The sequence below is a fragment of the Streptomyces sp. KR80 genome, assembly GCF_052245555.1.
Taxonomy (GTDB): domain Bacteria; phylum Actinomycetota; class Actinomycetes; order Streptomycetales; family Streptomycetaceae; genus Streptomyces.
This window is the reverse complement of sequence record NZ_JBQQCD010000003.1, coordinates 349,787-367,992: the sequence shown is the minus strand read 5'-3', so window position 1 is coordinate 367,992 and position 18,206 is coordinate 349,787. Positions and strand designations below refer to the sequence as shown.

Genomic DNA, 18,206 nt, shown 5'->3' with positions numbered 1-18,206 from the left:
GCTAGAGGTACGGGCCGGAGCGGGCGCCGCCCTGGTGGGCCCGGTCCTCGTCGCTTTCCTCGCCGGTCAACACACCCGGCGGGAGCGCCCGCCGCATCTGCTCCAACTGCGCCCGCGCCGCCATCTGCTGGGCGAAGAGCGTCGTCTGGATACCGTGGAACAGCCCCTCCAGCCAGCCGACCAGCTGAGCCTGCGCAATCCGCAGCTCCGCCTCGGTCGGGACCGTCTCATCGGTGAACGGGAGGGACAGCCGCTCCAGCTCCTCCACCAGCTCGGGCGCCAAGCCGTCCTCCAGCTCCTTCACGGAGCTGTGGTGGATCTCCTTGAGCCGGACCCGGCTCGCCTCGTCCAGAGGTGCCGCCCGGACCTCCTCCAGAAGCTGTTTGATCATGCTGCCGATGCGCATGACCTTCGCGGGTTGTTCGACCATGTCCGTCACAGGTACCTCGCGCGACTCTTCGTCGCCCTCCCCGTGGCCGGGGTTGGCGTTGCCGAGAGCCATTCCGTCCGGTCCCACGACCAGGACGTGGGGGCTCTCCTGCGACCGTTCGTTCCTCGGCATCTCCATGCCGCCATTGTCTCGCACACGTGCCTGGTCGAGGTTGTGCCCCCTGAGATCGCTGATCCACCCTCCTGCAGAAACGTTCAGCCTCAGGGGGAGAAACGTTCAACGGGAGGTGTTCAGCGTTGCCGCAGCCGGATGCCGATGAAACCCAGTCCGAAGCCCATGAGCGCCAGCCCCGTGCCGATCGGCAGCACGCGCAGCAGCGGTCCGGTGGGCTGCGCCGCCGCCTGGCCGTCGGATATCTCCCCGGCCGAGTCGCCGGCATCCGCGTCGTGAGGCTCTTCGGCCGGGGGCTCGGCCAGCTCCGTCCAGACGGGATCGCGCGGCTCCTGCTCGTACGGCAGCGGGGCGTCCGTTCGTCCCGCCTCGAGCTCGTCCCAGCCCGGCGGAGGTGGCACGTTCGGTGACCGGTGCGGGGCGGGCCGCTCGGAGGGCGGCACGTCGCCCAGGCCCGGGACGGCGGCGGACGGAGCGGTCGACGGCGCCTCGGGCGCGCCGGAATCCGCCGTGTGCGGCGGGACGGAGGCCTCGGGCCGACCGGGCCGCTGCCGGCCCTCCCCCGCGCGCCGCCCGGCTGACGAGCGGTGCCGGTCGTCATCCGGGTGCCGGTGTCCGACGGAGCCGGCGAGCCGGGCGGCTCCGCCGGGTACTCCGACGCCGGCATACGGCTGGGGACGGGCGGCCGGGGCCTTCGCCTTCCCGGGGAAGGAGGCGTGATCGAGAGCGAGAACAGGGGAAGCAGGCAACAGGGCGGCTCCCACAAGGAGCCCCATGGCGAATCGCAAACGCAGCGCTGGAGCCACGGCGGTGACCCCCTCCCGTGCCGAGCTGTCACGATGACCGTGCTCAGCGTCCCATGTCGGGACGAATCTGGCATGTCGATCGATTACTCACAATCCACCTCATATGAGGCCAGTTGCGGTACGGCGCCACCTGAATTGGGCCCTCAGCGGGTGGTGCGGCCAACGCATCGCACGGCGAGCTGCGGGCCCGAGCCCTGCAGCGACGGTGAGTAATCGGGCACGCCGGTGCCCGCCACCGCAAGCGACGTCCGTCCTCCGCGGCGGGCCGGACCGCGCGGGCGGACCGGCCCTGGGAGGTCAGACCTTCAGCAGCACCTTTCCCACATGACCGCTGCCCTCCAGCACCCGGTGGGCCTCCGCCGCGTCCTTCATCGGGATCGTACGGTCCACCACAGGACGTACCCGCCCCGTGGCGAACAGTGGCCAGACGTGTTCCCGCACGGCCGCCACGATCGCCGACTTCTCCGCGAGCGGACGACCACGGAGGGTGGTCGCGGTGACCGCACCCCGCTTGGCGAGCAACGCCCCCAGATTCAGCTCGCCCTTGCGTCCGCCCTGCAGACCGATGATCGCCAGCCGGCCGTTCACGGCGAGGGCCTGGACATTCCGGTCGAGGTACTTCGCGCCGACGATGTCGAGGATCACGTCCGCGCCCTCTCCGTCCGTGGCCTTGCGCAGTTCCTCGACGAAGTCCTGCTCGCGGTAGTCGATCAGGATGTCCGCGCCCAGCTCGCGGCAGCGTTCGAGTTTCTTCGGGCCGCCCGCCGTCACCGCGACGCGCGCCCCCACGGCCTTCGCCAACTGGATGGCCATGGTGCCGATGCCGCTCGATCCGCCGTGCACCAGCAGCGTCTCACCGGGGCGGAGGTGAGCGATCATGAAGACGTTCGACCAGACCGTGCACACGACTTCGGGCAGCGCCGCCGCGGACAGCAGATCCACGCCCGCCGGGACGGGCAGCAGTTGCCCGACCGGGACCGCGACCTTCTCGGCGTAGCCACCGCCGGAGAGCAGCGCGCACACCTCGTCGCCAACCGCCCAGCCCGAGACGTTCGGCCCCAGTGCCGCGATACGGCCGGAGCACTCCAGGCCGGGGTACGGCGAGACACCGGGCGGCGGATCGTAGAAGCCCTTGCGCTGCAGCAGGTCGGCACGGTTGACGGCGCCGGCCACGACCTCGACCAGCACCTCTCCCTCGCCTGGTACGGGGTCGGGGACCTCGGCCCACACCAGAGCTTCGGGTCCGCCGGGTTCGGGGATGGTGATCGCGTGCATAGACATGGCCGCGAGGCTACTCCGCGGCGACGCCCGGAGGCTTCGCCCGGACGATGGCGATGATGCGGTCCGTCGCCTCCAGCGGGCTCGCCTTCGGGTCGTCGTACCCGAGCAGGCGGTGCCCGCGCAACACCGAGACGACCAGGTCGTCCACCTCTCGTACGGACCGGCCGACCTCGGACTTCACCACCGGCCGTTCGATCACGTCCAGGCCGGTGCCCTGCTGGATCAGGTCCTCCATAACCCGCGCCGAGCTGGGGCTGATCAGGGACAGACCGAGGAGGCGGCCCGCGGCGCTGGAGCTGGTGATGACGGCGTCGGCGCCGGACTGGCGCAGCAGCGGCGCGTTCTCCTCCTCCCGGACGGCCGCGACGATCCGTGCGCCACGGTTGAGTTGACGGGCCGTCAGGGTGACCAGCACGGCGGTGTCGTCCCGCTGTGTGGTGATGATGATCTTTCCGGCCCGCTGGGTTTCGGCTTGCAGCAGCACATCGCTGCGGGTCGCGTCCCCGATGACGCCGACGAGACCTGCGGCGTTGGCCGCGTCGACGACCTGCTGGCTGGGGTCGATGATGACGACCTTGTCCTTCGAAAGGCCCTTGGCGGTCAGGGTGTTCAGGGCGCTGCGGCCCTTGGTCCCATAGCCGACGACGACGGTGTGATCGCGCAAAACGGACCTCCAGCGGGTCAGCCGCCATTCCTCGCGAGTGCGCTCGGTGAGAGCTTCGAGGGTGGTGCCGACCAAGATGATCAGGAAGAGCACGCGCAGCGGCGTGACGAGCAGGGCGTTGACGAGCCGGGCGCCGTCGCCGAACGGGACGATGTCGCCGTAGCCGGTGGTGGAGAGGGTGACCGTCGCGTAGTAGACGCAGTCGAGGAAGTCGACTTTCCCGTCGGCGTTGTCGTGGTACTCGGCGCGATCCACGTAGACGATGAACACCGTTGCGACGAGGACCGTCAGGGCCATCAGCAGTCGTCGGCCCACCTGTTGGAGCGGGCTGCGGAGGGCGCGCCGAGGGAGCTGGATGCGGTGATGCCCGTCGTCGAGGACCGCGCGGGCGGCGGCGTCTTCACTGGGGAGTTTCATGGACACCGCCCCTCGGTTCGTCCGTCGCGGTCTTCAGGGTCCCGATGCCGGTGCCTGGGCCGGAGGCCTGCCAGGGGAGCTCCAGGATCCGCGCCTCGGTTCCGGCCGCCGCGCCACCGGGCGGTACCACGGCGAGTCCGTCCGAGGCGGCGATGCCGCGGAGCATGGCCGGTCCGTTGAAGTGCAGCGGAACGGCCCGCCCCGCGCGGAAGGCGACCGGCACCAGCCGGGTGTCGTGGGGGTGACCCTGGACCGGCGCGGCGAGAGGTGCCGTCGCATACGTCGCCTGGCCTCGGCCCGAGAGCGTACGCAGCAGGGGATCGGCGAGAGTCAGCAGACCGGAGACCGCGGCGAGGGGATTTCCCGGAAGCCCGACCAGATGCCGTCCGGGGGCCAGGCGCGCCAGCAGCATCGGGTGGCCGGGGCGTACGGCGACTCCGTCCACCAGCAGCTCGGCACCGGCGCGACGCAGGGTGGGGTGGACGTGGTCGACGGGCCCGCCGGCCGTACCCCCCGTGGTGACGACGAGGTCTGCGGTGGAGGAGGTCACCGCGGCATGGAGGACGTCGGCGTCGTCGCGGAGGTGGCGCGTACCGACCACATCCGCCCCGAGCGCCTGCAGCCAGGGGCCGAGCATCGGGCCGAGCGCGTCACGGATCCGGCCGTCGCGAGGAAGGCCGCGATCCAGCAGCTCGTCGCCGAGGACGAGCACCTCGACGCGCGGGCGGGGGACCGTGCGCAGCTCGTCGTAGCCCGCGGCGGCGGCGAGGCCGAGGACGGCCGGCGAAACGACCGCACCGGCGGGCAGCAGACGGTCGCCGCTGCGGCACTCCTGACCGCGCGGGCGGATGTCCTGGCCGGGCGCGACCGGTCCCCGGCCGGGGAGAACGTGCAGCCAGGCGTCGCGTGGTCCGGGGGTGGGAGCCCCCTCCGCTGCGTCGCCCGCAGACTGCTGCGCTTCGCCGTGCGCCGCGTGCGGCGGCAGGTTCGGCGGCGCTGCTTCCCGGGTCTCAGGCTGTGCCGGGGCCGGCCCGGCCTCGTTCCCTGCGTCCGCTGCGTCCGCTGCTTCCCCTGCGTTGCTTCGGGCGCTGTGGGCGCTGTGGGCGCGCTCTCGCACCTCGCCGTGTTCGCGACGCAGCACCGCCGTCGTACCGGCCGGGACGCGGGCGCCGGTGGCGATGCGAATCGCCTGCCCGTCGGGCAGTGGCTTGGGCTCGTCCTGCCCGGCGAGAATGCCGTCCCCCGTGCCCGGCGCGATGCGCCAGGGGCCGGGTCCGGCCAGAGCCCAGCCGTCCATGGCGGACGTGTCGAACGACGGCAGGTCGGTGAGCGCGACCAGCGGCTCCGCGAGGACCTCTCCGTGCGCGTCGGCGAGGCCGCGTACGACGCTCGGCAAGGGGGCGGACGCGGCCTGCGCGGCGACGGCCCGGGCCTCCGGCCAGGGCGTGGCCCGATGGGATCGCCCATGCCGGGGCGCCTCACCGGCTTCGGCCGCCGACCCGTCCCGGGCCGGCGCAGCGTCCTGCGCGACGATGGCGAGCGCTTCCTCGACCTCAAGGTCGCGGTCACTGGTGGGACCACAGGCGGCACCAGGGCCGAAGTGACGGTCGGCATCATGGCTCGAAGGGAGGTCGACGGCGGGGTCAATGCCCCGGTCGCCCGCGCGGTCCACGCCCGAATTCGTCATTCCGCCGACTTCCCCGGGCCATTTCCGGGGCCGGTCGCCGAGCCGGTCCCCGGGCCGGTCTCCGGGCCGCTGCGTGAGTCCTGGGGCGACTCCTCGGCTGCCCATCGCTCGGCGAGCCCCGCGGCCTTACGAGCGGCGGCCGCCACCTCGGCGGGAGTGCCGCCTGCCCGCCCCGCGGCATAGCCCACCAGAAACGTGGTGAGTGGCGCGGCCGGCCGGGCCACACCGTGCGCGGCGTCGCGGGCGAGGTCGAGCAGGACTTTGGTGTCCACGTCCAGCTCGATCCCGAGTTCGTCCTTGACTGCGGTGATCCATTCGTCCAGCACGTTCCCATGCTCCCTGATGTGGGCCCGGGCCGCCGCGACGTCCTCCCAGGTGTCGCAATCGAATGACGCGTCGGAGTCCGGGGCGGCGAGACGGCCGAGAGTGAGCTCGGCCGTAAGTGCACGGAGGGGAAGGTGAGCGAGGCCTCCGTGCTCCGCGGCGAAGAGGGCGAGTTCACGGCGCAGCGGCTCGGTGCGGTACGCGGCGAGCAGGGGCTGATCCCTCCCGTCGGCATCGACGAGCAGCACCCCCTCGGTGCTCCTGTCCGCACCGCCGCCCGGGGCCCTGTCGTCGAGCGCGGCGAGCAGCGCGCGCACCGTACCGGCCGTGAGGAAGGGCAGGTCGGCGGAGAGCACCAGCACCACCGGCGCTGTCACCTGCCGCAGACCCGCCTCCAGAGCCGCCAGCGGACCGGCACCCGGCGGCTGCTCGCGCGCCCAGCGCACCGACCGTACGGTCGGGCGGCGGGAGCCGACGACGACCGTCTCCGCGGCATCCGCGCATGCGCCCAGCACCCGGTCCAGGAGCGGGCGGCCGCCGACGTGCAATCCGGGCTTGTCGGCGCCGCCCAGCCGCTTCGCGGCGCCTCCTGCCAGCACCACGGCGTCGTACACATGCGCAGTCATGCTCCGAGTATGGCCGGGGCCCTCCCGGTCATACGCAAGGGCACCTGGCCGCATTCTCGTCACCCGGCGCGCAGCAACCTCCCGTCAGAGGGTGCGCAGCATCGTCCCGTCACACCGTGCGCAGCAGCACCGCCGGCTGTTCGACGCAGTCCGCGACGAAGCGGAGGAAGCCGCCGGCCGTGCCGCCGTCGCAGACCCGGTGATCGAACGTGAGCGACAGCTGTACGACGTGCCGGACGGCCAGCTCGCCTTCATGTACCCATGGCTTCGGGACGATGCGTCCGACGCCGAGCATCGCCGCCTCGGGGTGGTTGATGATCGGTGTGGATCCGTCGACTCCGAAGACTCCGTAGTTGTTGAGCGTGAAGGTGCCGCCGGTCAGCTCGGCGGGTGTGAGGGCGCCCGCCCGCGCGGCCTCGGTGAGCCGGGCGATCTCCTCCGACAGCTGGGCCGTTGTGCGGATGTGCGCGTCCCGTACGACCGGCACGATCAGGCCCCGGTCGGTCTGCGCCGCGAACCCGAGGTGCACCGCAGGCAGCCGGACGACCTCCCGGGCCTCGGTGTCCACTGTGGAGTTCAGCTCGGGCCAGCGGGCCAGCGCCGCCGTGCAGATCCGGGCAAGCAGTGCAAGCAGCGAGACCTTGGGTCCCCCGGCTGCGTTCATGGCCCGGCGAGCGGCCATGAGTTCGGTGGCGTCGGCGTCGACCCAGCAGGTCGCATCGGGGATCTCCCGCCTGCTCCGGGACAGCTTGTCGGCAACCGTCCCGCGTACCCCGCGCAGCGGTACGCGCTCGGCAGCCGACGACGCGCCGGTCTCCCCACCGGTCCGCGGACCGCCGACCGCCAAGGGGGCGGGCCCGGAACCGGTCGTCCCGGCGGCCGCGTACGGGGCCTCCTCGCCACGCGCGGCCCAGCCTCTCGGCGCCGCGGCCCGCACGGCCTCCTCCACGTCCGCCCGCAGGATCAGCCCCTCGGGCCCGGAGCCCCGCAACTCCCGGAGGTCGATGCCGTGCTCCCGCGCGATCCGCCGGACGAGCGGCGAGATCACCGGGACGGGCCCCGGTCTGACGGCGCGGCCGGGTGCCGTTCCCGAGGCGGGTCGGCGGGACATGGCGCTCGCAGGGATAGCCCTGCGGCGGCGTGCGGCCGGCGCGGTCGTGCCGTAGCCGACGAGGACGTTCCCCGAGCCCTCGTCCGCGGCCGCCGCGCCGCCCTCGGTGCCGTTCGTGGCCGCGCCCGGGCCCGCGGGTCCCGGGGGCGGGGGTCCCGGGGCAGGGGGCTCCGCACCCACGGCGACGGTCAACAGCGGTGCGCCGACCGGCAGTTCCGTGCCTTCCTCACCGAAGCGCGCAGTCACCACACCGCCGTACGGGCAGGGGACCTCCACCACGGCCTTCGCCGTTTCCACCTCGACGACCGGCTGGTCGACGGCCACGACGTCGCCCACGTGCACCAGCCAGCGGACGATCTCCGCCTCCGTCAGGCCCTCGCCCAGGTCCGGCAGCGTGAACTCCCGCACCACGGCCATCAGCTCGCCCCCTTCGACTCGGTCCAGTCGGACTCCCACTGGAGCCGGGCCACCGCGTCGAGGATGCGGTCCACGCCCGGGAGATGGTGCCGTTCCAGCATCGGCGGCGGATACGGGATGTCGAATCCGGCGACCCGCAGGACCGGCGCCTCGAGATGGTGGAAACACCGCTCCGTCACCCGTGCGACGATCTCCCCTCCAGGACCGCCGAAACCGGTGGACTCGTGGACGACGACCGCCCGACCCGTCCGGCGGACCGAAGCGCACACCGCCTCGTCGTCGAAGGGCACCAGGCTGCGCAGATCGATGACCTCGAGGTCCCAGCCGTCCGCGAGCGCCGCCTCCGCCGCCTCCAGGCAGACCGGCACTGAGGGCCCGTAGGTGACGAGGGTGGCGCTGCGGCCGGTACGCCGGACCACGGCCCGTCCGATGGGCGGCACCGGCTCCGGCTCGTCCGGCGACCAGTCGGCCTTCGACCAGTACAACCGCTTGGGCTCGAGGAAGACGACGGGGTCGTCGGAGGCGATCGCGGCACGCAGCAGCCCGTAGGCGTCCGCCACCGTCGCCGGGGCGACGACGTGCAGCCCCGGGGTCGCCATGTAGTACGCCTCGGAGGAATCGCTGTGGTGCTCGACGCCTCCGATCCCGCCGCCGTACGGCACCCGTACGGTGATGGGCAGCGGGAGCGCCCCCCGGGTGCGGTTGCGCATCCGGGAGACGTGGCTGATGAGCTGCTCGAAGGCCGGATACGCGAACGCGTCGAACTGCATCTCGACGACCGGCCGCAGCCCGTACATCGCCATCCCGACGGCACTGCCCAGGATTCCGGCCTCCGCGAGCGGCGTGTCCGTGCAGCGGTCGTCGCCGAACTCCTTCGCCAGGCCGTCGGTGATCCGGAAAACCCCGCCCAGCGTGCCGACGTCCTCGCCGAGTACGTGCACGGACGAATCCTCGGCCATCGCGTCGCGCAGGGCGCGCCCGAGAGCCTGTGCCATCGTGGCGGGCTTGCGGACGCGCGCGCGTGTCCCGGCGGCGGCTGGTGCGGTGGTCACTGCTCGGCCCCCCTGTGCTGATCGTCCTCGTGCTGGTCGCCCCCGTGCTGGTCGTGCTCGTGCTGGTCGTGCTCGTGCGGGTCGTGCTCGGCGGCGTCGAGCTCGGCACGCAGCTGCTCCGCCTGCTCGCGCAGCTGGGCGGTCTGCTCCGCGTAGACATGGGTGAACAGGTCCATGGGGTCCAGCACCGGGTCCTCGTTCATCCGCGCCCTCAGATCGGCCGCGGTCCGCTCGGCGGCCTCACGCGCGGCCTCCACCGTCGTGTCGTCCAGCAGCCCCTGATCCCGCATCTCGCGCTCCAGCAGGGCTATCGGGTCGTGCTCACGCCACTCCTCGACCTCGGAGTCCGCGCGGTAGCGGGTGTCGTCGTCCGCGTTCGTGTGGGCCTCCACGCGGTAGGTGACCGCCTCGACCAGGGTCGGCCCGCCACCGCCACGGGCACGCCGCACGGCCTCGGCGAGCACCTCGTGAACCGCGACCGCGTCGTTGCCGTCGACCAGGCGTCCCGGCATGCCGTACCCCACCGCCTTGTGGGCGAGCGACGGCGCGGCGGTCTGCTTGGCGAGCGGCACGGAGATCGCGAAGCCGTTGTTCTGGACCAGGAAGACGACCGGGGCCTGCCAGACCGCGGCGAAGTTCAGCGCTTCGTGGAAGTCGCCCTCGCTGGTGCCGCCGTCACCGACCAGGGCGAGCACGACCACGTCGTCCCCCTTGAGACGGGCGGCGTGCGCCAGACCGACGGCGTGCGGGAGCTGGGTGGCGAGAGGCGTGCAGAGCGGTGCGACACGGCGCTCGCGCGGGTCGTAGCCCGTGTGCCAGTCACCGCGCAGCAGGGTGAGTGCCTCGACGGGGTCGAGACCGCGCGCGACGGCCGCCAGAGTGTCGCGGTAACTGGGGAAGAGCCAGTCCTGCTCCTGGAGCACGAGGGCCGCGGCGACCTGGCAGGCCTCCTGACCGGTGCTGGAGGGATAGACGGCCAGCCGCCCCTGCCGGGTGAGAGCTGTCGTCTGCGTGTTGTACCGCCGGCCGCGCACCAGCTCTGCGTAGAGCCGCTTGAGCAGGGCGGGGTCGGCGTCACGGGCGGCAGAGGTGCCGAGCAGCCGGTACGGCTCCGCGTCGGGCAGCAGCGGAGCGGCGTCGACGCGGGGCCGCCAGGAGGGCGGCGGGGCCGGGTGGTACGAACCGGGCTGTTCGAGGACCGTCATATCGAGCACCTCCTGGGACTCCCGTGCCGGTGGGCGGGGATGGGCAGGGCTTACCGGCGGACGCGGTGTGGTACGTCACACCTACCGATTGTTCGGTCGTTGGCACATTTTGGCTACGGGTGACCTCAGCCTGTGGACAAACGGTTCTCCACAGCCTGAGATGAGGACAGGACGTCCATGAGAGAAGGGCCGGGGCGGATGACATCTGAACGGATGGCCGAAGAAGGCCGGATTCCGCCCACGCGCCCCCTGGACTCGGTCGACCGGGACATCCTGCAGATGCTCCGCACGGACGGGCGGGCGTCGATACGTTCCGTGGCCGAGCGGGTGCACATCTCGCGCGCCAATGCCTACGCCCGCATCAACCGCCTTATCGAGGACGGTGTCATCCGGGGCTTCAGCGCCCGCGTCGACCAGGAGCGGGCCGGACAGGGCGCGTCCGCGTACATCACCCTCAAGATCGTTCAGAACTCCTGGCGCACGGTCCGCGAGCAGCTCAAGGAATTGCCGGGCGCCGCCCATATCGCCCTGGTCAGCGGCGATTTCGATGTGCTGCTGCTGGTGCACACCGAGGACAACCGGGCACTGCGCGAGCTGGTTCTCACCCGCATACAGTCGATCCCCGAAGTGCTGAGCACCCGGACACTGCTGGTCTTCGAGGAGACCGATCTCTGGCCTGAGGAGTAGCCCCTCGCGCCACCACGTGCCCGTACGTGCGGCGCAGCCGTGCCTGTCCATCCCTCGAAGAATCTGGGCGGCCGCCGATGAGTTCTCCGCGGACGCACGGTCTACCTCTTCGAAAGCCTCACCACACACCAGGCATAAGAGAGAAGAGACGTCACATGTCCACGAAGATCTTCGTCAACCTCCCCGTGAAGGACCTCGGCACGTCGATCGAGTTCTTCACTCGGCTCGGCTTCTCGGTCAATCCGCAGTTCACCGACGACAAGGCGGCATGCCTGGTCATCAGCGACGACATCTACGCGATGCTGCTCTCGGAGCCGTTCTTCAAGAACTTCACCAAGAAGGAGATCGCGGACGCGAGGACGAGCACGGAGGCCATCGTGTGTCTGGGGGTCGAGAGCAAGCAGCGGGTCGACGAGCTGGTCGACAAGGCGCTCGCCTCCGGCGGTCAGCCCTCGAACGAGCCGATGGACGAGGGCTTCATGTACGGGCGGAGCTTCCAGGACCCGGACGGTCACCTCTGGGAGGTCATGTGGATGGACCCGGCCGCGGTGCCGGAGCAGTGCTGACGTGCTGACCTGCGACTCCCGGCAGGACGTCCGGCCCGCTGCCTGAGCGGTGGGCGTCCGGCCGGGCCTGGCAGAGACCGAGGAGGCGGGAGGAACCGCCTCTCTCAGCCGGTGCGCAGACCCGCGAAGGCCATCCGTACGACCGCCTCCGCCACATCCTGGTCGTCGGGGTGAGCCGCATGGCCGCCGTGCGGCCGATACCACTCCGCAATCGAATTGATCATGCCGAAGAGCAGCCGGGTGGCGAGCCGTTCGTCCACGTCGTCACGCAGGTCCCCGTCGGCCGCAGCCTGCTTCAGCAGCTCGGCGACCTGCTGGTCGAACTCCCGGCGGCGAGCCATGGCCCAGCGCTCGGTGGCGGTGTTGCCCCGCACCCGCAGCAGCAGCGTGACGTACGGCAGCTCCGCCATCAGCACCTCTGCCGTACGGCGCGTCACGTACTCGAGCCGGTCGATGGCCCGGCCCTCAGTCGCCCCCGGCTCCTGAAGGATCGCGAACAGCCCGTCCAGGGCGCGGGCTATCGCAAGCCGGAGCAGCTCCTCCTTGCCCCGGACGTGGTGGTAGATCGACGACTTGGAGATCCCCGCGGCCCGGGAGAGGTGTTCCATGGACGTGCCGTCGTAGCCGCGCTCGTTGAACACCTCCACGGCGACCGCGAGCAGCGATTCGGGCGTGTACGTGTCGCGCTTGGCCATGGTCATGATTAGAGCAGTTTCTCTTGGGCGGCCGCGCGGCGGCACAGGAGCCGAGAGGGGGCGTAGCGCCCGGTGGGGTACGCGCCGTCGAGGGCGCGCAGCAGATCCCGCACCCAGCGGGCGCCGAGCTCGCTTCCCCACTCCAGCGGACCGCGCGGATAGTTCACTCCGAGCCGCATCGCGGTGTCGACGTCCTGCGGGCTCGCCACCCCGCGTCCGACCGCGTCGGCGGCGAAGTCCACCAGCATCGCGACGGTACGGGCGACGATCAGGCCCGGGACGTCGTCGATCACGCTGACCTGCATACCGAGCGCCTGGAAGAGGCCGATCGCCGACCGGAGGGACTCGGGGCCGACACTCACCGCCGGGGCGAGCGCGATACGCGTGGCGGTGCGGTAGTCCAGCGCGAGGTCGAAGTGGATGGCGCGGCCGGACGGATCGTCGGTGGCGGGTGAGCCGTCGGTCAGCGCCAGTCGCGTGCCGTCGGGCAGGACGATACAGGCCCTCGTCCCAGGGGGCGTACGGTCCGGTGTGATCTCGATGCCCGCCTCGGCGATCATCTCTCGGACCGCCTCGGCCGGTCCCAGATCGGCGTGGATCCCGACCGTCCGCGGGGCCGGGCAGGGCTCCGCCGTGTGCGGTTCCGGCCGCCTCGCGCCCTCCGCGTAGTCGAACCAGCCACGGCCCGACTTTCGCCCGTGCAGTCCCGACTCGACGAGTCTGCGCTGGGCGAATGAGGGGGTGAACTTCGGATCCTGGAAGAACGCCTCCCACACGGACCGGGTGACGGCCTCGTTGACGTCCTGGCCGATGAGGTCCGTCAACTCGAAGGGACCCATCGTGAATCCGCCGCACTCGCGCAGTACCGCGTCGATGGTGGCGGGGTCGGCGACCCGCTCCTCATGGAGCCGGAAGGCCTCGGCGTAGAAGGGCCGGGCGACCCGGTTGACGATGAAACCGGGGGTGTCGGCGCAGCGGACCGGGGTCTTGCCCCAGGAGGCGGCCGTGTCGTACGCGCGCGTGGCCGCGGTCTCGTCCGTGGCGAAGCCGCTCACCACCTCGACGAGCGGGAGCAGCGGCGCCGGGTTGAAGAAGTGGAGTCCGACGGCACGGCCCGGGTGGCGCAGGGCGCCTGCGATGCCGGTGACGGACAGCGAGGAGGTGTTCGTGGCCAGGAGACAGTCGTCGGAGACCACCGTTTCCAGCGCGCTGAACAGCTGCTGCTTGGCGCCCAGCTCCTCGAGGATCGCCTCGACGACGAGCTGCGCATCCGCCAGTCCCGCGAGTTCGGTGATGGCGCTGAGGCGGCCGCAGGCCGTGTCCCGGTCGGCGGGCGTCAGCTTGCCCTTGTCCACCAGCCGGTCGAGTCGGGCGGTGATGGCGTCGGCGGCCATCTCCGCGCGCCCGGGGGCCACGTCGTAGAGCCGGACCGGGTGCCCGGCGACCAGCGCGACCTGGGCGATTCCCTGACCCATGGTTCCGGTGCCGACGACGGCGACGATGCCGGTCCGGTCGATTGCGGTCATGGCGGAGATCCTCCCCGAAGAGGTCTGGCCGGACGGGAGCGGGTGGCGTTGCCGGGAGTTTTCCACAGGCACGAAAGGCCCCCTTGTCCCGACCGATCGTTCGGTTACTCTAACCCTGTTGCCCCTTCCCGGCCCAGCTCAACGAGGAGTTGGTCAGTCATGGCCGCCAGTCTCACCGCCGTCCAGCTGATCGAGAAGCACCGCCCGACGCTCGACCAGGCGCTCGAGGCGATCCGCACGCGCGCTTACTGGTCACCGCACCCGGAGCACCCGAAGGCGTACGGGGAAAGCGCGGCAGGTGACGGCCAGGCCGCCTTCGACGCCCTGCGCGGCGAGCGGCTCGACCTCGACCAGTCGGGCACCGACGACTGGGTGGGTGACGAGGTCTCGCCGTACGGCCTGGAGCTGGGCGTGAAATATCCGCACCCCGATGTCGACGTGCTGCTCCCGGCCATGCGCGCCGCGATGCCCGCGTGGCGCAAGGCCGGACCCGAGGCGCGGGCCATGGTGTGCCTGGAGATCCTGTCCCGGATCAGCGCCCGCACCCATGAGTTCGCGCACGCGGTCATGCACACCAGCGGCCAGGCGTTCATGATGGCCTTCCAGGCGGGCGGGCCGCACGCGCAGGACCGCGGTCTGGAGGCGGTGGCGTACGCGTACGTGGAGCAGGTCCGCACCCCGGACACTGCGGAATGGTCCAAGCCCCAGGGCAAGCGGGACCCGCTGAACCTCAGCAAGCAGTTCACCGCCGTCCCGCGCGGTGTGTCGCTGCTGATCGGGTGCAACACCTTCCCGACCTGGAACGGCTACCCCGGCCTGTTCGCCTCCCTGGCCACGGGCAACGCGGTGCTCGTCAAGCCGCACCCGAGGGCGGTCCTCCCCCTGGCGCTGACCGTCGCGGTCGCCCGCGAGGTGCTGGCCGAGGCCGGTTTCGACCCGAATCTGGTCGCCCTGGCAGCTGAGCGTCCCGGCGAAGGGCTGGCGAAGACGCTGGCCGTGCGTCCCGAGATCCGCATCATCGACTACACCGGCTCGACCGCCTTCGGCGAATGGCTGGAGGCCCATGCCCGCCAGGCCCAGGTCTTCACGGAAAAGTCCGGGGTCAACACCGTGGTCGTCGACTCGACCGACGACTACCACGGCATGCTGGGCAACCTCGCCTTCTCCCTGTCCCTCTACAGCGGCCAGATGTGCACGACCCCGCAGAACCTCCTGATCCCCCGCGAGGGGATCGACACCGACGCGGGCCACAAGTCCTATGACGAGGTCGTCACCGATCTGGCGGGTGCGGTGGAGCGCCTGCTGGGCGACGACGCGCGGGCGAACGCGTTGCTGGGCGCCATCGTCAACCCACAGGTGGGGGAGCGGATCGAGGCGGCCGCGGGGGTGGGCGAGGTCGCGCTCGCGTCCCGCGCCGTGCCGCACCCGGACTTCCCCGGCGCCACGGTCCGTACGCCCGTGATCGTCAAGTTGGAGGGGGCACGGAAGCAGTGGGAGAACGGCGCCGACGACGATGCCCCGTACCTCTCGGAGTGCTTCGGCCCGGTCTCGTTCGCGGTCGCCATGGACTCATCGGCTGACGCGGTGGACCTGCTGCGTCGTACGGTCCGGGACAAGGGTGCGATGACGGTCGGCGCGTACACGACCTCGCCCGAGGTCGAGCGGCTGGTCGAGGCGGCCTGCCTGGAGGAGTGCGCCCAGCTGTCGCTGAACCTGACCGGTGGGGTGTATGTGAACCAGACGGCCGCCTTCTCGGACTTCCACGGATCGGGGGGTAACCCGGCCGCGAACGCCGCACTGTGCGACGGCGCATTCGTCGCGAACCGCTTCCGTACGGTCGAGGTGCGCAGGCCGGCGTAGCTCCTCAAGCCCTTCGCGGCGGCGCTACGGGGCCTCGATGCAGGCGTAGCGGCTGATCCAGGCGTGCATGGCGATGGCGGCCGCCGCGCCGGCGTTGATCGAGCGAGTAGAGCCGAACTGCGCGATCGAGCACACCATCGCCGCGTGCCTCCGGGCCTCCTCGCTCAGCCCTGGCCCCTCCTGCCCGAACAGCAGCACGCAGCGACGTGGCAACTCGGTCGTCTCCAGCGGCACGGCGCCGGGGAGGTTGTCGATCCCGATGATCGGCAGCCCCTCGGAGGCCGCCCATGTGGTGAGCTCGGCGGTGTCCGGGTGGTGACGGACGTGCTGGTAGCGGTCGGTCACCATGGCGCCGCGCCGGTTCCAGCGCCGACGGCCGACTATGTGGATCTCCTTCGCCAGGAAGGCGTTGGCGGTGCGCACGACCGAGCCGATGTTGAAGTCGTGACCCCAGTTCTCCACGGCGACATGGAAGTCATGACGGCGGGTGTCGAGGTCGGCGACGATCGCCTCGCGGGTCCAGTAGCGGTAGCGGTCCACGACATTGCGGCGATCGCCGTGGGCGAGCAGCTCGGGGTCGTAGTGGTCGCCCTCCGGCCACGGCAGGGGGTGCGGGCCGACGCCGACCTCGGCAGGGCCGTGCCCGTCGTCGTACTGGATGGTCTCTGGAGGCACCACTGGAGGCACTCCCCCTGCCTTCGGTGGGGGTACCCCCACCCGGCCGAAGGCTGGGGGAGGTAGCTGGGGGGCCTCGACGGGCCCGGTGCTCTCGATGCTCACCCGACGAGGGTATGGCTGTCGCCGCTGCCCCGCAGACGGTCCGGCTCCGCGCCGTCGTTCCCCCCGGACTCCCGGGCCGCCGTCCGCAGCGGCAGCCTGCACAGGCCCGAGACCCAGGAGCCGATCCGCCGGAGGAATCCGGTCGGCAGGAACACCGCGTCCGCCGCGATCATCGCGAGCGAGAAGAACGGCAGCCCGAGCGCGATCGCGAACGCCAGGTGCTCGGTCATCATCAGCGCGAGCAGGACGTTCTTGACCCGGCGGTTGAGGAGCGTGAAGGGGAAGGCGACCTGCACGATCACCGTGCCGTAGGTGATCAGCATGACCAGCGCACCGCTGCTGCCGAGCAGGTCGGAGATCGCGGGCCAGGGCGAGAAGTAGTCCAGGTTCACCGGGTAGTGGACCGCGGTGCCATCCTGCCAGCGCGATCCCTGGATCTTGTACCAGCCGGCGGTCGCGTAGATCAGGCATACCTCGGCCATGATCACCAGAAGGGCGCCGTTGTGGACGACGTTGGCGATGGCGTCCAGGACCGTGGTGGCCTCGCGCGCGGCGGGCCCGCCGTCGCGGGCCCGGCGGCGCACCGCCGGCGCCACGCCGTGGACCACCCACAGACCCCAGAAGACGAGCGCCCAGCCCCAGCTCAGCCGGTCCAGGACGGTGACGAGCCCGAGGGCGGCACCGAGGACCGACCACAGCACCACGCCGGCGGTGTCCCGGTCGGGCTCTGCTTCGCCCCCCGGGCGGCCGGGCCTCTTCCGGCGCCGGGCGTCCAGCGACCACACCTGGCCGCATCGGGTGAGGACCAGGTAGATCGCCATGAGGTGGATGACGTTGTCGCCGCCGTCGCCCATGAAGATGCTGCGGTTCTGCAGCGAGAGCACCCCGGCCATGAAGAGCACGGACATGGTCCGGGTGCGCCAGCCGAGCATCAGCAGGGCGCTCGTCACAAGTGCGAAGAGATAGCCGAACTCGAACCAGAGTCGCCCGTCGGACCACATCAGGGCGGTGAAGGCACCGTTCCCGTCGATCAGCCGACGTGCCATGTCCCAGTTCCAGGGACCGTCGGGGCCGTACAGCTCATGGCGGTGCGGCCACTCGCGCAGCAGGAAGAACAGCCAGGTGAAGGAGAAGCCGATCCGGACTACGGCGGTCTGATAACGGCCCAGAGCTTCGCCGGTGACGCGGGCGACGCCTTGAGCGATCCCGCGCTCGAAGCGGCGGGAAGCGACGATCGGAGTCACTTGCTGCCAGCCCCCTCGGGGAGGTCGGCGCCGGTGACCGTCCACCAGGGCAGGACGCGGTGGACCGTCTTGGTGTCGACCTTCTCGTCGCTCCACCGGGGCGGGGCGACAGGTGCCGTGGCCGACCGCACCTGCACCCGTTCCACGGTGCCGCCGTCCCGCTCAGGACCGAAGCGCAGCATGACGATCCGCCGGATGTACTGCTCGGAGAGGTGGCCGCGCAGGCCGTTCGGCCGGTTCTCGTCGTCGTGCGAGCCGACGAAGAAGTCCCAGGCGCGGCGGAGCTCGTTCTGCTGGGTATGGCTGGGGAGGAGGCTGTGCTGAATCGCCGCTCCGTCCTGGGCGGAGAGGTCGGTCCAGTCGGTGGTCGCGAGGGCGCCGTCCGCCGTTCGGATCTCGGCGCGGGCCTGAACGGCGATGTTCTGCTGGAGTGGATTGGGAGCGAAGAGCTTCCAGTTCTGCTCGAACTCCGGATAGACGTACTCGTCGATCGCCGCGCCGTGCTGCTTCGAGATGGTGTTGGAGGGGGCGACGTGCAGAAAGATCATCGACAGATGCACCGCAGCGGTGACCGCGACGACGGCCACCGCCACCGACACCGCTATTCGCGAGGGCAGCGAGAGCGCGGCGAGCCCGCTCGGCACCGCCGCCCCGTTCTCGTCCTGCTCCATACCGCCTCCCGACTCCCCGGCACTT

17 protein-coding genes are annotated in these 18,206 nt (G+C 71.4%); 3 read left to right on the top strand and 14 right to left on the bottom strand.

The genetic code is table 11. The features are described 5' to 3' along the window. Nucleotide 1 precedes the first annotated feature (1 nt). The 9 genes from ACTWQI_RS07130 to pdhA all read right to left on the bottom strand — a co-directional run bounded on the left by ACTWQI_RS07130 (nt 2) and on the right by pdhA (nt 10,152). Nucleotides 2-568 carry a bacterial proteasome activator family protein gene (locus ACTWQI_RS07130; protein WP_443268476.1) on the bottom strand — a complete coding sequence of 189 codons (567 nt, stop codon included), beginning with the start codon at nt 566-568 and terminating at the stop codon, nt 2-4. Between the two features lie 113 nt (nt 569-681). Beyond that, nucleotides 682-1,311, bottom strand: coding sequence for a hypothetical protein (locus tag ACTWQI_RS07125; protein ID WP_443268474.1), 630 nt, complete (start codon nt 1,309-1,311; stop codon nt 682-684). 354 nt (nt 1,312-1,665) lie between these two features. Then, nucleotides 1,666-2,643: an NAD(P)H-quinone oxidoreductase gene (locus ACTWQI_RS07120; RefSeq protein ID WP_443268685.1), complete on the bottom strand. Its 978-nt coding sequence runs from the start codon at nt 2,641-2,643 to the stop codon at nt 1,666-1,668. 16 nt (nt 2,644-2,659) lie between these two features. Continuing rightward, the gene (locus tag ACTWQI_RS07115; RefSeq protein WP_443268472.1) at nt 2,660-3,730 is read right to left on the bottom strand and encodes a potassium channel family protein; all 1,071 of its coding nucleotides are present in this window, start codon (nt 3,728-3,730) and stop codon (nt 2,660-2,662) included. Continuing rightward, nucleotides 3,714-5,417 (bottom strand): molybdopterin molybdotransferase MoeA, encoded by a 1,704-nt coding sequence (locus tag ACTWQI_RS07110; RefSeq protein ID WP_443268470.1) that lies wholly within the window; start codon nt 5,415-5,417, stop codon nt 3,714-3,716. The genes ACTWQI_RS07115 and ACTWQI_RS07110 overlap by 17 nt, the downstream gene beginning before the upstream one ends. Further along, nucleotides 5,414-6,367 (bottom strand): NTP transferase domain-containing protein, encoded by a 954-nt coding sequence (locus tag ACTWQI_RS07105; protein ID WP_443268468.1) that lies wholly within the window; start codon nt 6,365-6,367, stop codon nt 5,414-5,416. Before ACTWQI_RS07105 ends, ACTWQI_RS07110 begins: the two co-directional genes overlap by 4 nt. 109 nt (nt 6,368-6,476) lie before the next feature. Continuing rightward, a complete protein-coding gene (locus ACTWQI_RS07100) occupies nt 6,477-7,895 on the bottom strand; it encodes a dihydrolipoamide acetyltransferase family protein (protein ID WP_443268466.1) in 1,419 nt (472 codons plus the stop codon). Then, entirely contained in the window at nt 7,895-8,947 is a 1,053-nt protein-coding gene (locus ACTWQI_RS07095) for an alpha-ketoacid dehydrogenase subunit beta (protein ID WP_443268464.1), read from the bottom strand. Before ACTWQI_RS07095 ends, ACTWQI_RS07100 begins: the two co-directional genes overlap by 1 nt. Beyond that, nucleotides 8,944-10,152 carry a pyruvate dehydrogenase (acetyl-transferring) E1 component subunit alpha gene (gene pdhA / locus ACTWQI_RS07090; protein ID WP_443268462.1) on the bottom strand — a complete coding sequence of 403 codons (1,209 nt, stop codon included), beginning with the start codon at nt 10,150-10,152 and terminating at the stop codon, nt 8,944-8,946. Before pdhA ends, ACTWQI_RS07095 begins: the two co-directional genes overlap by 4 nt. A 198-nt stretch (nt 10,153-10,350) precedes the next feature. On the opposite strand from pdhA, the gene ACTWQI_RS07085 reads away from it, so the two are divergent. After that, a complete protein-coding gene (locus ACTWQI_RS07085; RefSeq protein WP_443268460.1) occupies nt 10,351-10,839 on the top strand; it encodes an Lrp/AsnC family transcriptional regulator in 489 nt (162 codons plus the stop codon). A 155-nt stretch (nt 10,840-10,994) separates the two neighbouring features. Beyond that, nucleotides 10,995-11,405: a VOC family protein gene (locus tag ACTWQI_RS07080; RefSeq protein WP_443268458.1), complete on the top strand. Its 411-nt coding sequence runs from the start codon at nt 10,995-10,997 to the stop codon at nt 11,403-11,405. A 104-nt stretch (nt 11,406-11,509) separates the two neighbouring features. Here the strand turns inward: ACTWQI_RS07080 and ACTWQI_RS07075 are convergent, their stop codons facing one another. Beyond that, nucleotides 11,510-12,106 carry a TetR/AcrR family transcriptional regulator gene (locus ACTWQI_RS07075; RefSeq protein ID WP_443268456.1) on the bottom strand — a complete coding sequence of 199 codons (597 nt, stop codon included), beginning with the start codon at nt 12,104-12,106 and terminating at the stop codon, nt 11,510-11,512. 2 nt (nt 12,107-12,108) lie between these two features. After that, entirely contained in the window at nt 12,109-13,626 is a 1,518-nt protein-coding gene (locus ACTWQI_RS07070; protein WP_443268454.1) for a 3-hydroxyacyl-CoA dehydrogenase, read from the bottom strand. Nucleotides 13,627-13,785: 159 nt separating this feature from the next. Here ACTWQI_RS07070 and paaN point away from each other — a divergent pair, with 159 nt between their 5' ends. Then, nucleotides 13,786-15,486 (top strand): phenylacetic acid degradation protein PaaN, encoded by a 1,701-nt coding sequence (paaN, locus tag ACTWQI_RS07065; protein ID WP_443268452.1) that lies wholly within the window; start codon nt 13,786-13,788, stop codon nt 15,484-15,486. A gap of 24 nt (nt 15,487-15,510) precedes the next feature. On the opposite strand, the gene ACTWQI_RS07060 is transcribed toward paaN, so the two are convergent. The 3 genes from ACTWQI_RS07060 to ACTWQI_RS07050 all read right to left on the bottom strand — a co-directional run bounded on the left by ACTWQI_RS07060 (nt 15,511) and on the right by ACTWQI_RS07050 (nt 18,181). Then, the gene (locus tag ACTWQI_RS07060; RefSeq protein ID WP_443268683.1) at nt 15,511-16,173 is read right to left on the bottom strand and encodes a TrmH family RNA methyltransferase; all 663 of its coding nucleotides are present in this window, start codon (nt 16,171-16,173) and stop codon (nt 15,511-15,513) included. A gap of 89 nt (nt 16,174-16,262) precedes the next feature. Next, nucleotides 16,263-17,501, bottom strand: coding sequence for an HTTM domain-containing protein (locus tag ACTWQI_RS07055; RefSeq protein WP_443268682.1), 1,239 nt, complete (start codon nt 17,499-17,501; stop codon nt 16,263-16,265). A gap of 5 nt (nt 17,502-17,506) precedes the next feature. After that, the gene (locus ACTWQI_RS07050; RefSeq protein WP_443268451.1) at nt 17,507-18,181 is read right to left on the bottom strand and encodes a DUF5819 family protein; all 675 of its coding nucleotides are present in this window, start codon (nt 18,179-18,181) and stop codon (nt 17,507-17,509) included. Between the last annotated feature and the right edge of the window lie 25 nt (nt 18,182-18,206).

Bases quoted from the DNA above. Each gene is read 5' to 3' on its own strand.
- ACTWQI_RS07130 (WP_443268476.1), bottom strand. From the start codon at position 568: ATGGAGATGCCGAGGAACGAACGGTCGCAGGAGAGCCCCCACGTCCTG.
- ACTWQI_RS07120 (WP_443268685.1), bottom strand. From the start codon at position 2,643: ATGCACGCGATCACCATCCCCGAACCCGGCGGACCCGAAGCTCTGGTG.
- ACTWQI_RS07115 (WP_443268472.1), bottom strand. From the start codon at position 3,730: ATGAAACTCCCCAGTGAAGACGCCGCCGCCCGCGCGGTCCTCGACGAC.
- ACTWQI_RS07110 (WP_443268470.1), bottom strand. From the start codon at position 5,417: ATGACGAATTCGGGCGTGGACCGCGCGGGCGACCGGGGCATTGACCCC.
- ACTWQI_RS07105 (WP_443268468.1), bottom strand. From the start codon at position 6,367: ATGACTGCGCATGTGTACGACGCCGTGGTGCTGGCAGGAGGCGCCGCG.
- ACTWQI_RS07100 (WP_443268466.1), bottom strand. From the start codon at position 7,895: ATGGCCGTGGTGCGGGAGTTCACGCTGCCGGACCTGGGCGAGGGCCTG.
- pdhA (WP_443268462.1), bottom strand. From the start codon at position 10,152: ATGACGGTCCTCGAACAGCCCGGTTCGTACCACCCGGCCCCGCCGCCC.
- ACTWQI_RS07085 (WP_443268460.1), top strand. From the start codon at position 10,351: ATGACATCTGAACGGATGGCCGAAGAAGGCCGGATTCCGCCCACGCGC.
- ACTWQI_RS07080 (WP_443268458.1), top strand. From the start codon at position 10,995: ATGTCCACGAAGATCTTCGTCAACCTCCCCGTGAAGGACCTCGGCACG.
- ACTWQI_RS07075 (WP_443268456.1), bottom strand. From the start codon at position 12,106: ATGACCATGGCCAAGCGCGACACGTACACGCCCGAATCGCTGCTCGCG.
- ACTWQI_RS07070 (WP_443268454.1), bottom strand. From the start codon at position 13,626: ATGACCGCAATCGACCGGACCGGCATCGTCGCCGTCGTCGGCACCGGA.
- paaN (WP_443268452.1), top strand. From the start codon at position 13,786: ATGGCCGCCAGTCTCACCGCCGTCCAGCTGATCGAGAAGCACCGCCCG.
- ACTWQI_RS07050 (WP_443268451.1), bottom strand. From the start codon at position 18,181: ATGGAGCAGGACGAGAACGGGGCGGCGGTGCCGAGCGGGCTCGCCGCG.